Origin of the sequence: uncultured Pigmentiphaga sp., assembly GCF_937950555.1 — a bacterium.
Classification (GTDB): domain Bacteria; phylum Pseudomonadota; class Gammaproteobacteria; order Burkholderiales; family Burkholderiaceae_B; genus Pigmentiphaga.
This window is the reverse complement of the sequence record NZ_CALFCW010000054.1, coordinates 1-19239: the sequence shown is the minus strand read 5'-3', so window position 1 is coordinate 19239 and position 19239 is coordinate 1. Positions and strand designations below refer to the sequence as shown.

General features: G+C 65.6%; 21 protein-coding genes. 20 read left to right on the top strand and 1 reads right to left on the bottom strand.

What is annotated here, in order from left to right:
• The 4 genes from Q0319_RS13635 to Q0319_RS13620 all read left to right on the top strand — a co-directional run bounded on the left by Q0319_RS13635 (window position 1) and on the right by Q0319_RS13620 (window position 4369).
• Entirely contained in the window at window positions 1-1509 is a 1509-nt protein-coding gene (locus tag Q0319_RS13635) for a phage tail sheath subtilisin-like domain-containing protein (RefSeq protein WP_183335875.1), read from the top strand.
• Window positions 1510-1583: 74 nt separating this feature from the next.
• Window positions 1584-1952 (top strand): phage tail tube protein, encoded by a 369-nt coding sequence (locus tag Q0319_RS13630; protein ID WP_183335877.1) that lies wholly within the window; start codon window positions 1584-1586, stop codon window positions 1950-1952.
• Window positions 1953-1955: 3 nt separating this feature from the next.
• Window positions 1956-2321 carry a hypothetical protein gene (locus Q0319_RS13625; protein ID WP_299453405.1) on the top strand — a complete coding sequence of 122 codons (366 nt, stop codon included), beginning with the start codon at window positions 1956-1958 and terminating at the stop codon, window positions 2319-2321.
• A 71-nt stretch (window positions 2322-2392) separates the two neighbouring features.
• Window positions 2393-4369 (top strand): phage tail tape measure protein, encoded by a 1977-nt coding sequence (locus Q0319_RS13620; RefSeq protein WP_299453403.1) that lies wholly within the window; start codon window positions 2393-2395, stop codon window positions 4367-4369.
• On the opposite strand, the gene Q0319_RS13615 is transcribed toward Q0319_RS13620, so the two are convergent.
• Complete coding sequence (locus Q0319_RS13615; protein ID WP_299453401.1) at window positions 4370-4894, bottom strand: hypothetical protein; 525 nt, start codon at window positions 4892-4894, stop codon at window positions 4370-4372.
• Window positions 4895-4969: 75 nt separating this feature from the next.
• On the opposite strand from Q0319_RS13615, the gene Q0319_RS13610 reads away from it, so the two are divergent.
• The 16 genes from Q0319_RS13610 to Q0319_RS13535 form a co-directional block, all read left to right on the top strand.
• The gene (locus tag Q0319_RS13610) at window positions 4970-6172 is read left to right on the top strand and encodes a DNA circularization N-terminal domain-containing protein (protein ID WP_183335885.1); all 1203 of its coding nucleotides are present in this window, start codon (window positions 4970-4972) and stop codon (window positions 6170-6172) included.
• A 12-nt stretch (window positions 6173-6184) separates the two neighbouring features.
• Window positions 6185-7249: a phage baseplate assembly protein gene (locus Q0319_RS13605; RefSeq protein ID WP_299453396.1), complete on the top strand. Its 1065-nt coding sequence runs from the start codon at window positions 6185-6187 to the stop codon at window positions 7247-7249.
• A complete protein-coding gene (locus Q0319_RS13600; RefSeq protein WP_299453394.1) occupies window positions 7242-7778 on the top strand; it encodes a phage baseplate assembly protein V in 537 nt (178 codons plus the stop codon). The genes Q0319_RS13605 and Q0319_RS13600 overlap by 8 nt, the downstream gene beginning before the upstream one ends.
• A gap of 13 nt (window positions 7779-7791) precedes the next feature.
• Window positions 7792-8331 (top strand): phage GP46 family protein, encoded by a 540-nt coding sequence (locus tag Q0319_RS13595; protein ID WP_299453392.1) that lies wholly within the window; start codon window positions 7792-7794, stop codon window positions 8329-8331.
• Entirely contained in the window at window positions 8310-9455 is a 1146-nt protein-coding gene (locus tag Q0319_RS13590) for a baseplate J/gp47 family protein (RefSeq protein WP_299453390.1), read from the top strand. Before Q0319_RS13595 ends, Q0319_RS13590 begins: the two co-directional genes overlap by 22 nt.
• A gap of 10 nt (window positions 9456-9465) precedes the next feature.
• Window positions 9466-10164 (top strand): hypothetical protein, encoded by a 699-nt coding sequence (locus Q0319_RS13585; RefSeq protein WP_299453388.1) that lies wholly within the window; start codon window positions 9466-9468, stop codon window positions 10162-10164.
• Window positions 10165-10170: 6 nt separating this feature from the next.
• A complete protein-coding gene (locus tag Q0319_RS13580; RefSeq protein ID WP_299453386.1) occupies window positions 10171-11157 on the top strand; it encodes a hypothetical protein in 987 nt (328 codons plus the stop codon).
• A gap of 7 nt (window positions 11158-11164) precedes the next feature.
• Window positions 11165-12109, top strand: coding sequence for a hypothetical protein (locus Q0319_RS13575; protein ID WP_299453384.1), 945 nt, complete (start codon window positions 11165-11167; stop codon window positions 12107-12109).
• Window positions 12109-12555 carry a hypothetical protein gene (locus tag Q0319_RS13570; protein ID WP_299453382.1) on the top strand — a complete coding sequence of 149 codons (447 nt, stop codon included), beginning with the start codon at window positions 12109-12111 and terminating at the stop codon, window positions 12553-12555. The genes Q0319_RS13575 and Q0319_RS13570 overlap by 1 nt, the downstream gene beginning before the upstream one ends.
• A 169-nt stretch (window positions 12556-12724) precedes the next feature.
• Complete coding sequence (locus Q0319_RS13565) at window positions 12725-13507, top strand: hypothetical protein (protein ID WP_299453380.1); 783 nt, start codon at window positions 12725-12727, stop codon at window positions 13505-13507.
• The gene (locus Q0319_RS13560) at window positions 13507-13929 is read left to right on the top strand and encodes a hypothetical protein (RefSeq protein ID WP_299453378.1); all 423 of its coding nucleotides are present in this window, start codon (window positions 13507-13509) and stop codon (window positions 13927-13929) included. The genes Q0319_RS13565 and Q0319_RS13560 overlap by 1 nt, the downstream gene beginning before the upstream one ends.
• The gene (locus tag Q0319_RS13555) at window positions 13926-14471 is read left to right on the top strand and encodes a hypothetical protein (protein WP_299453376.1); all 546 of its coding nucleotides are present in this window, start codon (window positions 13926-13928) and stop codon (window positions 14469-14471) included. The genes Q0319_RS13560 and Q0319_RS13555 overlap by 4 nt, the downstream gene beginning before the upstream one ends.
• 184 nt (window positions 14472-14655) lie before the next feature.
• A complete protein-coding gene (locus tag Q0319_RS13550) occupies window positions 14656-15534 on the top strand; it encodes a TIGR02594 family protein (protein WP_299453374.1) in 879 nt (292 codons plus the stop codon).
• Window positions 15535-15589: 55 nt separating this feature from the next.
• Window positions 15590-15847, top strand: coding sequence for a hypothetical protein (locus tag Q0319_RS13545; RefSeq protein ID WP_299453373.1), 258 nt, complete (start codon window positions 15590-15592; stop codon window positions 15845-15847).
• Window positions 15813-18575: a hypothetical protein gene (locus Q0319_RS13540; RefSeq protein WP_299453371.1), complete on the top strand. Its 2763-nt coding sequence runs from the start codon at window positions 15813-15815 to the stop codon at window positions 18573-18575. Before Q0319_RS13545 ends, Q0319_RS13540 begins: the two co-directional genes overlap by 35 nt.
• Before the next feature lie 332 nt (window positions 18576-18907).
• On the top strand, window positions 18908-19239 hold a 332-nt coding region (locus Q0319_RS13535; protein WP_299453369.1), incomplete at its 3' end, for a hypothetical protein.

The following is a 19239-nucleotide window of genomic DNA, read 5'->3' as shown; positions in this document are numbered from 1 at the left end:
ATGAGCATCGGTTTCAACTTCATCCCCGGCTCGGGGCTGGTCGCGCCGCTCTTTGCCTTCGAGGTCAATAGCGCAGGCTGGTACGACAGCGTTTCGCGCCTCGTCCTCTTCGGCCACAAGACGAGCGGGGGCTCGCTCGCTGACAACACGCCGTCCGTCGTCACGTCGCTGTCGGAGGCGGACGCCCTGGCCGGGCCCGGCTCGATGCTTCGGGAGATGTACCGCATCGCCGCGGCCAACGCGCCGGCGCAGGAGATCTGGATCGTGCCCGTGCCCGAGACCGGTACAGCACCGACATGGACCCTGACCGTGGGCTCGCCGCCGGCCACCGGCGGCGTCGGCATCATCGACATCTGCGGTGAGAGGCTGTCGGTGACGATCGCGCCGGGCGATGCCGCGGCCGACGTGGCGGCCGCGCTCGCGGCAGCGATCAACGGCTACTACAATGACCTGACGGGCGCCATGCTGCCCGTGACGGCCTCGGCGGCCTCGGAGGTCGTGACCGTCACCTCGCGCCACAAGGGCGCGATCATGGCCGAGGTTGACATCTTCGTGCCGACGACGGTCTCGGGCAACTTTTTCGCCACGTCTGGCGCGCTCACAGTCGCGACGGGTACGGCCGCCGCTGGCACCCCGTCTCTTGCCGCGGCGCTGGCTGCCCTCGGAGACGAGCCCGCCGACATGATCGTCAGCCCGTGGTCGGATGCGACCTCTCTGGACGCCTACGGCACGGCACTGTCGGATGTGTCGGGCCGGTGGTCGTGGATGCGACAGAGCTACGGCCACGTGATGTGCAGCAATACCGGCAACACCGCGTCGCAGTCGACGCTCGGCCTCGGGCGCAACGACCGGCACGTGACGATCATCCCGCGGCTTGCCGGCTCCCCGCAGCCGTCCTGGCTGTGGGCAGCCGGCTTTGCGGCGCGGGTGCTGCCCTGGCTGGCGGATATCGTCACCGGAAATGTCTCGCGCAACCAGACGGGCCTCGTCGTCGAGGGGCTTGCCCCTCCGCGCGACCGCAGCACCTGGTGGGGCTATTCGGCACGCAACACGCTCACCAAGTCCGGGATCTCGACCTGGAAGGTGACGGCGGATGGCAAGGTAGCAATCGACAAGCTGGTGACGACCTACCGCCTCGGCCCAAGTGGGCAGCCGGATTCCACCTTCCGCGACATCCAGGCGCTGTTTCAGGTGTCGGGCGGCCTGTCCTACATCCGGACGGTGCTCGCCAACGAGCAGGGACAGAAGGCGCTCGCCGACGATAATCCCGGCAACCTCGCGGCGATCACGACGCCGAAGGACATCAAGGGGTCATTCGTGCACGCCTACGAGGCGCTGGTGCAGCGCGGTGTGTTCGAGAACGCGCCCGAGTTCGTCAGGCGGCTCGACGTGCGGCGCAATGCGGAGAATCCCAACAGGGTCGACGTGTTCGCGCCGCTCGATCGCGTGAACCCGCTCGATATCCTTGCTGCCAACGCGACCATCTATCAGCAGTACGTCCGCACCTGACGGACGGTGCTGACCGGGCCGGGCCTTTGAGGCCGGCCAACTTTTTCCACCATCCGCAACGGGAGACCGGCGCCATGGCCAGCTTCGGCGGCGAAATGCGTTTCACCTACAACGGCGCGCCCCTGGTGCTGCGCGCCGCCATCAAGACGACCCCATCCAACACGGAAGTTGAGGGCATAGTGAACCAGGACAACTCCGTGTCCGCCTCGCACAAGCCCTCCGGCTACGGCTTCGAGCCGACCTTCGAGGACGCGGCCGATGTCGACTGGGACGCCGTCATGCGCAACGGCCCCTACAACATCTCGTGCATCGAGGATCACACGGGTGTCGTGCACACCTGGACCGGAGCGATCTTCACGGGCCGGCCGTCTGTCGACCGGGGCACCGGCGAGGTAACCGGCATTCAGGGCCTCGCTCGCGCCTATCGCAAGTCGCGAGGCTAATCGATGAGCAGGACGACCACCATCGCGCTCGCCGAGCCAGTGCTCTGGCACGACCAGCATCTGCGGGAAATCGCCCTGCGACCGCCCACCTTCGCGGAATACATGGAACTCGGCGAACCCTACGCTGAGGGATATGCCAGGAGCGGCATCTACTTCCGCAACGTGGACTATCCGACCGTGCGCGAGTATGCGCAGCGGCTCATGGTCGACCAGGACAAGGTGCACGCACTCAGCCTCCTCGGCCTCGCCGATTCCCGGAAGGTAAGGGACGCGATCCTCGATTTTTTTCGCGAACCCGAGGCGTCGGAGCCGTCGCCGACAGCCTCGTCTTCGGGCTCGGCTGGGATGCCGGGACAGTCCAGCGTCTGACGCTCGACGAAATCTGCGCGTGGGGCGCGCGGGCAGCCGAGTGGCACAAGCGCCGCAAGGGGAAATGATCTATGACGAGGGCCCGCACGCTAGAGGCTGCCGCCATCATCTCGGCGTCGGACCGCACGGGTGCCGCCTTTGCGTCCGTCTCCCGCAAGCTCGCCGGGCTCGATCGCGCGGCGCGTGGTGTCGGCCGCACGATGTTGCTGCACGATAGGGCGGCGCGGGCGATGACGGCCGGCATGGTGGCTCTCGGTCGCGTCCTAGGGCCGGCGGCGCTCGCGTACGGCACGACCCGGGCGGTGCGTAATTTTGCCGAGCTCGAGCGCAGGATGACCCGCGTCGGCATCACGGCCGATGCCTCGCGCGAGGAGATGGAGCAGTTCACGGGCGAGGCGCGCCGCATGGCCGGCGACCTCGCCATGCCGCTCGACCAGATCGTGGCGGGGGCTGACGCCCTTGCCGCGCAGGGGCGCTCGCTGCAGGAAATACGGGCCCTCCTGCCGTCCGTCGCCAAGACGGCGCAGGCCGCCGGCGCAGAGGTGGATGACATTGCCCGTTCTGCGGACGCGGTGGGCACGCACCTCAAGATCGGTGCGGATGAGATGCAGAAGGCCTTCGACATCATGGCCGAGGGCGGCAAGGCCGGGCAATTCGAGCTGAAGGACATGGCCCGCTACCTGCCGTCGCTGGCGCCGGCGGCAAAGGCCATCGGAATGGAGGGCGCCAAGGGCCTCGCCGACCTCGTCGCGATGCTGCAGATCCTGCGCAAGGGCGCCGGATCGGCGGAGGAAGCGGCAACCTCCATGAACAACATCCTTCAGAAGATGTCGTCGGAGGAGACGCGCAAGCGTTTCGCCAAGATGGGCGTCGACCTCGAGGCTGCCCTCAAGAAGGGGCGCAAGGAGGGGCGAAACCTCATCGAGGTCTTCGAGGATGCAACCTGGAAGGCGATCCGGGGCGACCTGTCGCAGCTGCCAAAGCTCATCGGCGACATGGAGTTCGCCCGCGGCATGCGGGCGCTCCTGTCGATGCGTGGCGAGTGGCAGAGGCTCGCCGGCGCCATCGGCGAGGCGAGCGGCACTGTCGAGCGGGACCTCAACCGCGTGCTGGGCGACTCCCAGGCGAAGTTCGACCAGTTGTCGAACGCATGGGACCGGTTCGTCACGTCCGTGGGCGCTGGGGCCGTCAACATGGGCGTCGGCAGTCTGCTGCAGGGGCTCGCCGAGAGCATCGACCAGCTCAGTAACGGACTGCAGAAGGTCGAGGACATCCTTGAGAAGCGCCGTCGCATCGCGGCCATTGACGCGGAAGCTTCTGGCGAGGCGGAGGGAACGCGGGAGTGGATCGAGCAAGAAAAGCGAAAGGGCGAAGCCTTCGACGCCTGGGTTCTGGGCCTGACGGGCATCGACTTTCGTGGGGGCATCGCCGGTCTCGTCGATGCCTACGAGCAGTCACTCAGTGTCGATGCAGCGTTGCGGGAGGGGCGGCGCGACGCTGAGGCGCGAGCCGACAAGGCGCGGGAGGAGATGCTCGACGAGCTGATCTATGGGCGCTCGTCGCTGGGCGACAAACGCCTCGACGCATTCGACAGGGCGACGCGAGAGGAGGAGAACCGGCGGATCTACGACTTCCAGCGCGAGCTGGAGCGATTGCAGTCGCAATGGATGGCGCAGCGCGCCATGAGCGTTGGCGTGTGGCAGCCCTTTGGCGCATCGGTGCAGGGCAGGGGTTGGAAGGGTGCGAAAGCGATTGGCGCCGCTCCTGGGATGGAAGGTGTGTCAGGAGCGAGCCCCCTGGATGGGCCCGGATTTGGCTCGTTCGGGGCCAAGATCGGCGCGCCTGTGTTCGGGGACGCGGGGCCTATCAAGGCCGAGCTCGAGGGGCACGCGCGTGTTGTCAACCAGATCGAACTCACCCTCAACACGGATCTCTTCCGCGCGCAGGTGCAGCAAGTGATCCGAGAAGAGGTGGGTAATATTCGTGTCTCGCCGGCTAGCCCGGTCGGGCCGGGCTCGACCGGGCTGTCGTCGCCGGATGTGGGATGATTATGAGGAGGGGGTGAGGGGGAGACTGCAGGTCTTGGTGAATTCCGCGAAGGCCTTGGCCGCCCCCTTGGCGGGAAAGGTGAGAACTGTTCCTTCTACCCCGACGCCGATGCGCTGTTTGGCCGCCGCAATCTGACTGAACAGTTTGAAGACGTTTTCCTCTTGTTCAGCGGTCGTCGCGAATATCAGGCGTCCTCCCAACTCGGTTATTGCGAGTGGAATGGTAATCTTCTCATTCTTATCTACGCGAAATACTACGTCGACTTGATCCTTGTACGAGGCAGAGTGGTCATAGCGCATGGGTGACGCCAGCATTAGGGTTGTACTGCCTGGCCTTCCTTCCCAACACTTGGCGCCCAATGCGAAAGGATTCAGCCCGCCCCCCTTCTGCAGCTGCGTAACCACCGCAGTCTTGGTGTCGTCGAGTGGATCCTCGTCCGTTTTAATGCCCCACACCTCGGCGTGCGCAGCGGAAGCTGAGATGACGACTGCGCCGAGGCACGCGATTGTAGAAATAATCTTCATGGCCGCCCCCATTGAGCGGCAGCGAGATTAGAGCATGAAACCTCGAGCGCAAACGGCCTGCTGCGGAGACGGGCGATGAGGGACTGGTCACGGGCGCTTTTCCCGGCCTCGTTTCGCGGCGTGCCCTTCTGGGTGGAGGCCGACGAGGAGCGAGGTGGCCGGCGCATCGTCACGCACGAGTTTCCGATGCGCGACGAGCCGTTCAACGAGGATCTCGGCCAAAAGGCCGCGTTCTTCAGCGTGACGGCATACCTCGTCTCCGACATGGCCGATGCGGAGGCTGCGGCGCTCGCCGCGGCCTGCCGCACCCGGGGGCCGGCCGTCCTCGTGTTGCCGATGCACGGGCCGCTGACGGCCCGCTGTGTCGACTTCCGCCGCGCGCGCGAGCGGGACCGTGCCGGCTATGTCGCCTATGACCTTGAATTCGTGCGGGAGGGGGCGACGGTCGCGATCGCGAGCGTTGCCTATCTGGCGCAGCAGGTCTTCAACGCTGTCGACGCGCTGGCCGGCATCATCGGTGGGACCTATGGCGGGTTGGTGGACGTGCGCGGCCGCCCCGATTACGCCGTCGACGCCGCCGTCGATGCCGCGCAAGAGGCGGCGGCGACGCTGGAGGTAGTGCGCACCACGCAGCCGGTCGACCCGAGTGTGAGTGCGCCGGCGCGCGATGCCATCGCGGCCCTGTACGACGAGGCGCCGGCCCTTATCACGCGGGAGGCGGGCGCTGCGCCTGCGGTGGCCGAGCGTATCTTCTCGATTGCGCGAGACCTCGGCGACGGTCTCGGCGCCGATGCCGCTGTCGGGGCCTTCCGCGAGATCGTCGATGCGCGTCCCGCGGCGGAGACGCCTCGCACGGACGGGGAGAGGGCGGCGGCCACGAACCGCCGCGTCACCGGGCTCGTGCTGCGGCTAGCTGCACTGGCAGCTATGGTCGAGGCGACCACGCGGCGGCAGTTCGACGGGCGTCGGAACGCGATCACGGCGCGCGCCGAGCTCGCCGAGTTGATCGAGCGCGAACAGGCGGACATGACGGGCGCGCCTTATGCCGCCCTGTATCTCGCCAGCGAGGATATGCGTGGCCGCGCCATCGACCTGCTGTCGCGGCAGATCGCCGATCTCGCGCCCATCGTCACGGTCTCGGTGCCGCGTTCGCTGCCGTCGCTGTGGCACGCCTGGCGCCTTTACGGCGATCCGAAGCGGGCCGGTGATCTCGTGCGGCGCAACCGTGTCGCGCATCCATCCTTCATGCCTGAGCGCTTTGAGGCACTCGGCAAATGAGGTCGGGCGTCCATGGGCGAGGAGATCGTCAGCGTCGTCGTCGGCGGGCAGCGCTTCACGGCTTTTCTTCGGGCGCAGGTGCGCGCCTCCATGAAGGAAGCGGCGCGGTCGTTTCGCCTCGAGCTGGCGGCAGAGCTGGGAGCGACTGCAACAGCATGGACGTTTCGCGCCGGCGCGCAGGTGTCGATCTATGCCAACGACGACCTGCTGCTCGTCGGCTATGTCGACCGCTATCGGCCCCGCATCGACGCGACGGATGCGCGGGTGGCCGTGGAGGGCCGCTCGAAGGCGGCTGACATCGTCGATTCCTCGGCCGAGCACGAGACGGGCAGCTTCGAGGCGAAGACACCGGTGGAGATCGCCAACGAGCTTGCCGCGCCGTTCGGGATCACCTTTGCTGCCGACGGTGACCTCGAGCCGGTCGACTACCAGATCACGCCGGGCGAATCTGTATTCCGCGCCGTCGAGAAGCTGGCGCGGCAGCAGGGCTATACGCTCATGGGCGAGGCCGACGGCAACGTGCGCCTGCCCAAGGCGGGCAGCAAGCGCCATGCCGGCGGCATCATCGAGGGGCACAACCTCAAGAGCGGTGAGGCCGACCACAATTGGTCCAACCGGCACAGCAAGTATGTGGTCAGGGGCCAGCGCGCCACCGGCAGTGGGCCCGACAGCCTTGAAGTCGAGGCGATAGCCCGTGACGCGGGGGTCGGTCGATACCGCCCGGTCATCATCGTCGAGCAGGACGACACGACGCCGGCGCGGGCCCGCAAGACCGCACGCAACCGGCGCGACAAGGCCGCCGGCCGAGCCCTGACCGCGACTGTCACCGTGCAGGGTTTTCGCGACGAACGGGGGAGCATCTGGCAGCCGGGCTGGCTGGTGTGGGTGGAGAGCGACTTCCTGCAGATCCGCCAGGAAATGCTCATCGAGACCGTCGACTTCGTGCAGGACGGCGTCGGCGGCAGCGAGACGAAGCTCGGACTCGTCGACCCGCGCTCCTATGGCGGGAAGAAGAACAAGGGCAACAAATCCGGCGAGGCGTGGGAGCAGAGCGACGACGAGGCAACCGATGAGTGACGTGCATCACCTCGACGACTCGGTGCGCGCCATGATTCGCCGGGCGAGGCTCGTCTCGCTCGACGATGGTGGCGGACAGCAGATGATGAGTCTTGCCGGGCTCAAGGGGGACAGGCCGGGGCGGGTGCCGCGGGTGCAGCCCTACGGATTCACATCCAATCCTCCGGCCGGCTCGGTCGGCGTGATCCTCTCGCTCGGCGGCCGCTCCGATCGGGCGATGGTGATCGGCGTGGAGCACGAGGACTACAGGCCCCGCAACCTGCCGGCTGGCGCGACCGCCATCTATGACCAGCACGGCAACATGGTCTCGCTGGTCGAGCAGCAGCTGCGCGTTGTGCACGCGCAGGAAGTCGTCATTGAGGCGCCACAGATCGTGCTGCAGGCGGGCGGGTCGCAGATGACGATTTCTGCCTCGGGGGCCGACATCAATGCGCCGTCCCTGCGGCACAACGGCCGCAACGTCGGCGCGACGCACGTGCACACCAACGTGCAGCCGGGAACGGGGACCACAGGCGAGCCCGCCACCTGACAGAGGACAGGCCATGGACATCCTCATCCGCACTGCCGAGGGGCAGGAGGCGCAGCCCTTCCTGCTGTGGGACAGCGTATGGGACCCCGCGGCGCACCGGGCCGATTGGGCGCTCGCGGGCGGGGAAGCCCTCAATGTCGGCGGCCTCAGGGCGCGGTCGGCGCTGGAGACGGCGGTGGTGCTGGCGCTGTTTACCGACCGCCGCGTACCCGACGACCACCCCCTGCGCAAGTACGCCGATGCCGACCCGCGCGGCTGGTGGGGCGATGGCGTCGATGTGCGCGCCGACCTCGGCGAGGAGCCGCTCGGCTCACTGCTGTGGCTGCTGGAGCGGGCAGCGCTCACCGAGGACGTGTCCCGGTGGGCCAAGGCCATGGCCGAGGAGGCATTGATGCCGCTACTGCGCCAGGGGGCGGCGGCGCGCGTAGAGGTCGAGACGAGCGGGGATGCGCCGCGCGGCCGGCTCGACCTGATGGTGCGGCTCTACGGGGCGGACGGCCAGAAGATTTACGACCGTCGCTTTGAAATCGTGTGGCTGCAGGAGTTGAGATGAGCTTCGCCATTCCCTCGCTCCCCGAGCTCGTCGAGCGGGCCCGCCGCGCCTTCCGGACGCATCTGCCAGGCTCGGATGCCTGGCTGTGGCCCAACAACATCGGGCCTTCTGCCAAGGTACTCGGCGGGCTCACACACGAGGTCTTCGGCTTTGCCGACTACATCGCCCGCCAGAAGTTCGCCCTGACGGCAGACGGCGAGCACCTCGACATGCACGGCGCCGAGCTCGGCCTTGCCCGGCGTCCGGCGACCCCATCGCAGGGGCAGGCGGTGTTCACCGCTCCGGGGCCGCTGACGGTTGACCCCGGCGCCATCCTGCGCCGGGCGGACGGTGTGCAGTTCCGCGTGGCGGTCGGGGGCACGCTCGCGGCAGCTGGCACGCTCACGCTCGACGTGGCATCCAGCGCGACCGGCAAGGCCACGGTGACGCTGCCCGGCACGGAACTGTCGCCCGTATCGGGCGTGCACGGTGCGGCGGCCATCGAGGTCGGCGCGACCGGTATCGTCGGCGGCGCCGACGTGGAGCCAGACGGGGACCCGTACACGACGGACCTCTCGACGTTCCGCGGGCGCATCCTTTTCCGCAAGCGCAACGTGCCGCAGGGCGGGGCGCCCGCAGACTACGTGATGTGGGCGACGGAAGTTGCGGGCGTCACGGGCGTTTTCGTCGAGCGGCGCTGGGCGGGGCCGGGAACGGTCCGCATTTTCCCGCTGATGCACGACCTCTTCGAGAGCGGCATCCCGGACCCAGCGAACGTCGCCCGGGTGGCCGAATACATCGACACGCGCGCGCCGGCGGGGGCCGTCGTCACCGTGGTGGCCCCGCAGCCGCGCGTCATCGACGTGACCATCGATGGGCTCGTGCCGGCGACGGCGGCGGTGCAGGAGGCCGTTATCGCCGAGCTCAAATCTGCCTTTCGTCGGCTGGGCAGGGTGGCCGGCATCGACACGCTCACGCCGTCCATGCCGTACCTCGCGGCTTCGGCCACGTTCTCACGATCGTGGATGTGGCAGGCCGCTGCGAACGCCAGCGGCGAGGAGCGGCACAGCATAGCCTCGCCGGCCGGCGACATCGGCCTCGCCGCCGGCGAGTATCCGGTCCTCGGCGCTGTGACATTTACCTGACGAGGCGCCGATGTTCTGCCCGACGAAAGACGACCTGGTGCCCCAGGCACTGGCGCTGCTGCCACGCGGGCGCGCGTGGGGAACGCACGAAGGCGGGCCGGGCCCGGAGACAGTGCTCTATCGCTACTGGGCGGCCGTCTGCGACGTGCTCGCCAGTCTCTGCGAGCGGCTGTGCGCCCTGCGGCAGGAGTTCTGGTGCGCGACGCACAGCGAGACGCGCGAGCTGTGGCTTGAGGAGTACGGCCTCCCGGACTTGTGCGACCCCTATCCCGACCTGTGCGCGAAAGTGCGGGCGCAGGGCGGGGCGCGGTGCGAAGATCTGGCGGCGCTCGTGGCGCCGCTCGGGTGGGCCATCAGCTGCGCCGACGCGGAGGACGCCTGTGGAGCCATCGCCAGCTGCGCCCAGGCCGGGTGCGGCCAGGCAGCCGGAGCGCCCCCGCGAAACACCATCATCATCTATGTCGACATCGACAACTCGCTGGCCTTCGTGGGCGACCTCGCGACGCCTCCGCTGGCGGGCCGGACGATGGGGGGCAGCTCGCTCGCCTGCGAGCCCGACATCAGCGCCCTGCGCTGCGTGATCGACCGCGTGGCGCACGCGCACCTCGAGGTCCAGTACGTGATCATTCCGCCGCCGGTCTACATCCTCGTCAACGACGACGGGGACTATCTGGAAACCGGCGCTGGCCTGCCCATTCTCGCGGAGTAGACTGCCATGACCGATCTGCTGGGGCCGGCCTCGGCCCTCAATGCCGTGACGATGCGGCCCACCGACACGCGCATCTTCGGAGAGGACGACACCTGGTTCAAGGACTGCTCGTCCTCCACCGCGAACGATGGCACCCGTATCGAGGCCGATTTTCTCAACGGGATCCTTGCGCAGGTTCGCCGGGCGATCGTCGGCATGGGGGTGCCCATCGACAATGCCGATGACGACATGCTGCTCAAGGCCATCCAAGCGGCGACCGTCACCATCGATGCCATCACCAAGAGTCAGGCGCGGGCCAACATGCCGCTGCATGCCGAGGTGCTGTCCGCGGACGGGCGAATCGGCATCACCGGCTCGACGGGACAGGCGCTCATCGGGACAACCGAGGCGTTCGTCTGGCGCGGGCTTTTCCGCATCGACCTGGCGAGCTTCGCTGTCGGCGACCGGACGTTCGCGCTGGCGCCCAACAAGACCTACCACCTGCGCTGGCACGCGCCGGGGACCGGCGCAGCGACGCCGGTGGAATCGTTCCCGAACGGGCGGTTCGTGCTGCGGGACCTCGCCGATGGCGGCTACAACCCGACGGCGGCGGCGGAGACCAGCCAGATCTTCGATTCGATGCATGACGACGTGCTGTTCGCGCGGATCATCACCGATGCATCCAACGCGCCGACCATTACGCGACTCGCTAACAAGATGTCGCTGTTCCGGTCGGCCCGCGTCGATGGTGTGCCTGCGCCACTGGGGGCGGGAACTCTGGGGTTCTCCGCGTCCACATCTATCAACTGGGCACGGACGCCGAAACTGTCTCACGTCACGGGTTTCGTCGGCGCCGACGTCAGCCCACCCGGTGTTATGGATCATCATGCGAACCGCATCATTAACCCGATGGCTACGCGGTATCTCGCCAGTGCGACCGTGACGACAGACTGGCAGACATCCGTGTCTTTCGGCTCGCGTGCTGCCTACCTCGACTTCAGCCACGCCGCGTGAGGGTGAAATGCCTCGTGGTATTCCTATCGTCGATCTCGACCTGCTCGAGGTCCTGACGCGCGAGTATTCCGTGCCGATGCAGCGGCCTGGCGATCCCGCCGGCCGCGCGACCATCGAACAAGTCCTGGCGCTCGTGGCCGCGGCGCAAGAGATCCAGCCCGGGTCGGACTTCGACGACCTCGGTACGCCGGGGCTCTATATCCTGACGAGCGACGCGAACGCGCCGTTCACGGGTGGGCGGTGGTTCGTGCGGGTGAGGTCGGACCCAGTGGACCACACGGCCATTGTGCAGGAAGCTGTACCTCTCACGGGCGGCACGGGCCCGACGCCGTTTTCTCGCCGGGCCGCCGCGGGCGTCTTCGGAGCATGGATCAGCTCAGGGGCACCGGACGCAAGCGGGGTGCCCTACGACGACAGCACCGCCTTCCCTGGGGCCACGAACGTGCAGGAGGCGCTTGAAGCTGCCGCCGATCCTTGGGCCTCGCTTCCGCTCCGGGTGCCGATCCCTGTGTTCGACCATCTCGGCGGAGGAGCCCCGCCCACCGACAAGTGGTACCGCTATGTGAAGCTGAGCGCCGGAGAGACCGGCCCAGGCGGGTATAACGAGGGCATTTTAACGAACGAAATCGTCGAGGGCACTGCTCCGCTCATCTACGCCTCGGCGGTCATCAACCTTCCTGCATCCCCAGTGCACTGGCAAGCCGTCCGCCTCATCAACACCGAACGGCGGTTTCTCCGCGCGGGGTCGTCGGGCACCACGCAGGATGACGCAATACAGAACCACACGCATTCGCAGATACGGGACAATGCTTACGGCGGCGGCGCTGGCGGCCCGACGAATTTCTTTTGGGGGTCGACGTCTAGCTCGACGGGAGGTGTTAACAGCGGTCGCGTCGATAATGAAACGCGCCCGAGGAACGTCGGCGTCACCTACTACATGAGGATTTTGTGATGGCCTGGGCAGCAAACAATCGCGTCAGCACGTCGCCCATCGAGGGCGGTATCGAGATCACGGACGCGGACTATCAGGCCGCGCTCGAAGGGATCATGGAGGGGAAGATCGTCAGCATCGAAGGGGGTGTTTTCGCCCTTGTCGATCCTCTCCTGCCCGAGCCGGAGCCAGAGCCGGAGCCGGAGCCGCTTCCACCTGATCCGCTACGGCCTCTCACGGCGCGTCAGTTGCGGCTCGGGCTTGTCCTCAATGGCATCAGCCTGTCGTCGGTCGAGGCGGCTATCGATGCCATCGAGGACGGAACAGACCGAGAGGTCGCGCGGATCGAGTGGGAATATGAGACCATATTCGAGCGGTCACACCCGTTCATCGACTGGCTAGGTGCCGCGCTCGGGCTCACCCCGGAGCAGGTCGACGACATGTGGACGGAGGCTGCCGCGCTATGACGAGCAACCTTAATGCGCGCTCCGGGCTTAACCGGTCGCGCGGGGATGATAGCTGGATGCCTGGGAGTGTGCTTTTCCCGGTATCCATTGCAATCAGAACGAGCTCATCCTCTCCATCGGAAATTTCGACTCTGGAATGGGTTAACTATCAAATCCGGAGTATCGGTGCATGACGAAAGCCAGAGACAACGCCGATGATATTCTGATCAACTTCGTGCAGGGTCTGACGCTCGGCAACTGGTCGGGCACTGCGGACCGTGTGAACTTTGGCGTGACCGTTTCTCCTGGCCGGTGTCGCGGCAACGGCGTGACTGCAAGCCAGACGGCAACGTGGGCGAAGATGCTCAATGCCACCTGGGTGCAGGGCTTCGGCTATGGCGGGCTCGACACGGGGACGATCCAACCGAATACGACCTATCACTGTCACGCTATCCGGCAGGACAGCACCGGCGACCTCGATTTTCTGTTCTCTACGTCGGCCACTTCGCCGGTCATACCCTCCGGCTGGACGCGCGTGCAGAGGCTCGGGGCTGTCCTGACGGGCGGCAGCGGCAACATCTGGCCGTTTGTGCAAAGCGGCAATACGTTTCTTTTCGATGTCGCGGATGGCGTTACGGCGTATTCGTCCACCACGACGCGTGCAAAAGCGCCGCTGTTTGTGGTGGCTCCGAACGGCGTGCGCGTGCAGGGGCTTTTCCAGGCCGTGCTGAACACGGCGGGAAGTAATGCATATGTGCATATGTACGCATATGACGGACTATACGCTAATGTTCGTGACACCGCCGCCTTGCGTTCATCGGGCGGAGAGGTGACGGGCGTCATGCCGCTCACGGTATTCACAAATACATCGCAGCAAATTCAGCTAGAGGTTACTAACAACCCGCACCTCTCTAATCCTTGCAGTCTGCGCTGCCTTGGCTGGATCGACTATCAAATTCCGAGGATCGGCTGATGCTCTACTATGTCGAACGGAACAGCGACGGCGCGATTGTGGCGCTATACGGCCTCCCGCAAGAGGGGCGAACCGATCCGGAGCCGTTGCCTGACACTGACCCGGAGGTGGCGGCGATCCTCAACCCGCTGGTGCTGCCGACGCTCACGGCGCGGCACCTCGACGGAGACGCGGTCGTGATCGACATGGAGCGCGCCAGGGACATCCACCGAGACCGCCTCCGCGCAGCTCGCCGTCCGATGCTCGAAGCGCTCGACGTCGAGTGGTTCCGCGCGGCGGAGTCCGGTGACAGCGAGGCGATGGCCGACGTGGCGTACCGCAAGCAGGCCCTCCGCGACGCCCCGGGCGACCCCAGGATTGAGTGGGCCGAGACTGTTGAGGAGCTCGAGGCCCTCACCATCGAGGAGCTCATAGCCGAATGATTTTGAAGATCGCAATCGTTGCGCTGTGCGCTGCGCTCAACCGGGCGCGCGGCGACTCCCGTTGGATGGGCAAGACCGACGAGGACGGAGACGGGTACCTTCCGGGGCACGCCCGGTTCTATGTCTCGGCAGCGATCGCGCTCGTCGCATGGCTCGCTGGGCACTCAGTCACCATCTCGGCACTCGTAGGCGCGGCGTTCCTCGTCTGGTGCTGGGCGCCTTGGGGATACCTCCAGTTCCTGGGCCGACCAGCACCTGAAGGGAAAATGCCCACCGGTATCGAGAAAGCGCTGCTGATGGCCTCCGGCGGTAACGTTCACGTGGCGCTATTTCTCCGACACGCTGCTGTCCTCCCAGGCGCCGTCCTGCTGTTCGGATGGTTCGGCCCGACGGTCGCCTTTATCTTTGCAGTTCTCGCCATCGGAGGGTACGAGCTCGGGTGGAAGTACGCGCCGCGTGCGCCGATCCTCGTCGGAGAGCTCTACGCCGGGCTCATGTGGGGCGTGATGATCGTAATGGGGACTGCGCCATGGCTCGCCTGATCGTCGCATTACTCGCCCTGGTCCTGTCCGCGTGCGCGACAGGGTCGAACTTTAGCGGGGACCCGACCGGAATCGCGCACTTCGGTCGGATGATGACACAGTTCTGACAATATAGATTACCAGCCCGCGAGAATAAGAGAGGGGTCAACCCTCCGGCGGCGGGCTCCCACTACGAGAGGCGCAGTTGTCCAACTTCATCGTCCAGAACTTCGCCGGTTCGGACGGCGCCAAGTGGTTCATCGGCGTCGTCGAGGACCGAAACGACCCGCTCCAGATGGGGCGGCTCCGCGTGCGAATCCACGGCGCCCACGTGGACGACAAGTCACTCATTCCTACGAGCGAGCTCCCCTGGGCCATGCCGGTCATGCCCCTCACGGGCGGGGGCGTGTCGGGCGTCGGCTCCACAGTCGACGTCATGATCGGGGCGTGCGTTGTCGGCTTCTGGCTCGACTGGCCGGACTGCCAGATGCCCGCGATCTGGGGGACGTTTCCGCAGATCGAGGGAACCCCCGGAGCTCCCGGGACCCTTCACCAGCAGGGCAACCGAATCAACGACGTTATCCAGAACGGGAGCGTCGGGGGCGCCGGCACGATTGTTCCGACTGGTGAGGGGCCGCAGTGGCTGCGCATCGCGCGCGGCGAGCTCGCAAAGGGGGTCGCGGAGTGGAAGGGGTCATCTCACAACCCGGAGGTCCTGAAGTACGGCAAGGACCTTGGGTTCACGACGGATGATAGCGAGCATCCGTGGTGCAGCGCGTTCGTGCGGTGGTGCCTGAAGAATGCGGGTGCGGACGTGACCGGGATCACCGGCCTCGCAAAGAGCTCGCTGACGGCGCCTGGGCTGGAGCCGATCACCGAGCCAGTCCTCGGGTGCGTCGCGGTGTACACCCGGGGCGGATACTCGAAGAGCAGCATCTACGGCCACGTCGGCTTCTGGCTGAAGCGCGAGGGCGGAATCGATACGATCATCAGCGGGAACACCGGCGATAGAGTCGCCGTATCCACCGAGTCAGTCAATAAGTGCTGCGGGTACAGGTGGCCGCGTGGGTTCCCGAAGTCTTAGTCGCTATCAGTGAACGAGCACTTACCTGTTGTGAACCCGAGCGATACAGTAGTCATTGACAGCTGTGGTCGCGATCACGACGAAGTTCCTCAATCCGGGCGAGGATCTCGCGCCGCTCATCGTCGTCGGCGCTTCTCAGCGCCATAAAAAGACGTTGGAGTTCCCACTTCCGCTCGATCTCCTCGCGGAGTTCAGCGGCCGCACCCCTGGTGTCGTAGTAGTGAGTGTTCCTTCGCATATCAATAAGATATCACAGCTGGCGCGGAAAGTAAACAGAAATGACGATCGAACCGAAGAACCCGAAGCAGAGTGACGAGCAGTTCCTCATCGACGCGCTGATCCCGCACCGGCAGGGGGTGATCCAGGAGACCGAGAAGACTGCAGACTATTCAGTCTTCCAGGCGTTCGACAGGATCGGCGCCGGGATCAGCAAGACCCTCGGGTGGGGTGACAGCGTCCTCAGCGGGCGAGTCGGCGGGCTCGACGCAGTCAGAGAGATCACGTCCAAGGTCACGGGCGGATCGATGACGCTCGGTGACTTCGGTCGTCAGCACGGCGAAACTCCGAACCGGGAGGAGAACCTCAACCCGCTCGGCATCCCTGAGACGGTGGTGGGGATCGCCCAGAGGCTCGCGAGCGCTGGCATTACCGACGTCTCGGCCGACGACCTCCAGGCTGACATCGATCGCATGCGCCTGGGCGTCTACCAGTTCCTCGGCCGGATCCGCGAGTTCCTCACGACCTACAACGAACAGTACCGGGACAAGATCGAGCCCTCCTTGGATGGCGGGCCCTCGTCGCACGAGACGCTGCTCCGCCTCCTCCAGGGTTTCCGCACGATCTTCGACGGGTCGTCGGTGATCGACGCGAGTGTCCACCGAGATGTCGAGACGCAGCTGTTCAGGATCCAGACTCACCTTAATTCGACAATTATTCAGATCGACAACGTTATGCAGGAGGGCATCGGACAGTCTGTCCAGGTCGCCCTCACGTCAGTGCGTGGCTCTCTGTCGTCTCTCTACCAGGAAGCCGGGGTCCTCATTAGGACGTACAGCGACGTCACGGCGTTCAGCGAGTTCGACGTGCGCGACCTCGACCCGTCTGCGGGTGCGTTCACCACGGCGTCCGTTCCGTTCGACGTGCTCGGGTGGAAGTCAGCGAGGGAGAGGGGGCGATCCAACTTTCTCGACGACCCGACGTTCCGCACGTTCAGGAAGACGTACGTTCAGCATGCGTTGTCCAGCTACCCGAAGATCGCCACCGACTTCGGTAACAAGGGTGAGTCCGAACGCGATGTCGTTCAGCGGGTCAACGACCAGGTCCCCACGTTTGAGAGCGCGACCGGGTCGATCGGCTCCGGTGACAAGGCCCAGGGGGACAAGTCGATCGAAACGGTTCCCGCGCCGGACGACGTGAAGGGTCCTGTCGGCCCGCTTGACGAGTCCAGGTGGGAGACGTACAGGAACGTTCTCGGCCGGAGGGAGTCCAATAACGACTACTCGAAGGTCAACACGATTGGCTTCAGTGGACGGTGGCAGTTCGGCGGGCCGGCCCTCGCGGACTTCGGGTACGTCCGCCCGGGCACATCGACGCGCAGCCTCCGCCTGGACTCGGTGTGGACCGGGAAGGATGGGATCTCGACGCATCAGGACTTCCTTAACAACAAGGGCAATGTCCAGGACAGGCTCCTGGTCGCCTACACCAGGAGGAACTACAAGACCCTCCTGAAGATGGGAGTCATCACGACGTCGTCGGACCCGTCGGTCGTCGCCGGCTACCTCGCGGTTGCGCACCTCCTCGGCCCGGGCGGTGCCAGGAAGCTCGCTAACGGAATGGACAACGCTGACGGGTTCGGCACCAGGGGCTCGTCGTACTACAACATGATGAAGTCCGCGATCGCGAGCGGTGTCCCCTCAAACGAGACGACCCAGGCAGTCGCCGCAGCGGGCGGGACCCCGGAGCAGCAGCTGGCCGCGTTCGTCGGGTCCTCGACTCTCATGGACGGCGCGCCGATCACGTTCCCGCGCGGCGACAGCGCGAGCCCGCGGTATCCGTACGCCAGTGTGAAGACGTACGAAGCCGGACACTTCAAGGAGTACGACTCCACTCCGGGCAACGAGCGCATCCAGGAGAAGCACCGCACGGGCACCGGGTACGAGATCGACGCCAACGGCCGGATGAAACAAATCGTCGTGACCGACATGTACACCGCCGTGCTCGGCAACGACTACATCATGGTGAAGGGGCATGTGCACATCGTCGCCCATGGCGATGTCGGGATCAACGCCGGCGGCAACGTGAACGTGAACTCCGGGAACGACCTGAACATCGTGTCCGCAGGGAATGTCAACTTCGACATAGCCGGGGACCTCAGGATGAATATCAAGGGCTCCAAGTTCGAGACTGTCGCCGGAGACAGCGCCGAGTCGATTGACGGCTTCAAGAAGTCCGGCATCGCCGGCGACTACCAACTCGAGTCTGCGAGCGTCAACATGGCCGCCCGTGACACCCAATTCAATGTCTCGGCCAAGACCGATGTGAACATCTACGGGCTCGGGAATGCCCACCTGCTCGGCAAGGCCAAGGTCATGGTGACGTCTAAGGGCGACACGGTCGTGTCGTCCGGGGCGACGGTCGGCGTGTCTGGCGCGACCGTGGGCATGCGGTCCGGCGGCCAGCTCGGTGTCAAGGCTGGAAGCTATGTCCTCGACGCCGGCTCGGTAAGCCTGAAGTCTGGCAGCGAGATCCAGGTGTCTCCGCAGGTTTCCCATGCTAACTGGGCGGAGCAGGCCGGCAGAGCCGGCGTGGCACCTCCGGGGCCCGCGTCAGTCGCGAAGCCCGCGGACGGCACGAGCAGCTACACCTATGTCAAGGAGAGCGAGGACGACCAGCGTCAGCAGAAAATCGGCGAGGAGTCATTCATCAAGGACTTCGAGAAGTTCAACCCGCTGGCATCCGGCAAGACTCAGGGTCACGGAGGCGGGCAACCTGGTTCGGGGTGGGATGGCACCGGATACAAGTCCGGGATCGTGGATGTGTGACCGGTCATGGAGCGGAGCTCCCATACGGATGGTCTTCAAATCCGTATGAGAATGCTATGAGGTTTTCTTGATCTTTTCTTCTTCTTATTAATAGCATTCTCATACGGATTTGAGGAAATCCGTATGGCCCTTCGGGCTGGCGGTTGAACCCTCCGGGATTATCGCTCCGCGAACCATCCTATCATTCTCATACGGATTTGGAGACTATCCGCATGGCTGCTTTCTGGCGCGGTAGATAGCCTAAACGGAATTCAGGATTGCCACTCGTAGCGACCACTAGGAATTGGAGGGACATCGACCTCACTCTCGCGAGAGTGCCGAGGACTGGCGACGTGCTGACCAAGTCCGGAGTCGACGCCGTGCGCCAGCACCTGCGGCACCTCCTGCACCTCAACAAATACGACGTGCCGTTTCACCCGGAGATCTCGGCGGGCTTGACTGAGTCACTCTTCGAGCTCAATACCGGGTTCAGCGATATCATTATCGAGAAGAAGATCCGGAACCTGGTCGAAGCCCAGGAGCCAAGGGTGACTCTCCTCCCACAGAACGACAGCGACCCATCGAGGAGCGGCGTGCACGTCTCCATTAACCGGGACGGGTCCGAGGTCACGGTCACTCTGCGGTTCACGTACTCGGACACGACCGAGGTGGTCACGTTCAAGAC